This is a genomic window from Vibrio viridaestus, from assembly GCF_003856525.1.
Classification (GTDB): Bacteria; Pseudomonadota; Gammaproteobacteria; order Enterobacterales; family Vibrionaceae; genus Vibrio; species Vibrio viridaestus.
This window is the reverse complement of the sequence record NZ_RJVQ01000106.1, coordinates 1-516: the sequence shown is the minus strand read 5'-3', so window position 1 is coordinate 516 and position 516 is coordinate 1. Positions and strand designations below refer to the sequence as shown.

Here is a 516-nt window from a genome sequence, read left to right as displayed (position 1 = left end):
TTTTTTCTCATGTTCAGGCAGGGATGTTCTCACCTAAGCTTAGAACCTTTACCAAAGGTGATGCGGAGAGATGGGTAAGCACAACCAAAAAAGCCAGTGATTCTGCATTCTGGCTTGAGGTTGAAGGTAATTCCATGACCGCACCAACAGGCTCCAAGCCAAGCTTTCCTGACGGAATGTTAATTCTCGTTGACCCTGAGCAGGCTGTTGAGCCAGGTGATTTCTGCATAGCCAGACTTGGGGGTGATGAGTTTACCTTCAAGAAACTGATCAGGGATAGCGGTCAGGTGTTTTTACAACCACTAAACCCACAGTACCCAATGATCCCATGCAATGAGAGTTGTTCCGTTGTGGGGAAAGTTATCGCTAGTCAGTGGCCTGAAGAGACGTTTGGCTATAGCGGTCAGGTGTTTTTACAACCACTAAACCCACAGTACCCAATGATCCCATGCAATGAGAGTTGTTCCGTTGTGGGGAAAGTTATCGCTAGTCAGTGGCCTGAAGAGACGTTTGGCT

At 47.5% G+C, this 516-nt stretch carries 1 protein-coding gene; it reads left to right on the top strand.

Translation table 11 applies throughout. The annotated features are described in order from the left end of the window. On the top strand, positions 1–516 hold a 516-nt coding region (locus tag EES38_RS21880), incomplete at both ends, for a LexA family protein (RefSeq protein ID WP_243694251.1).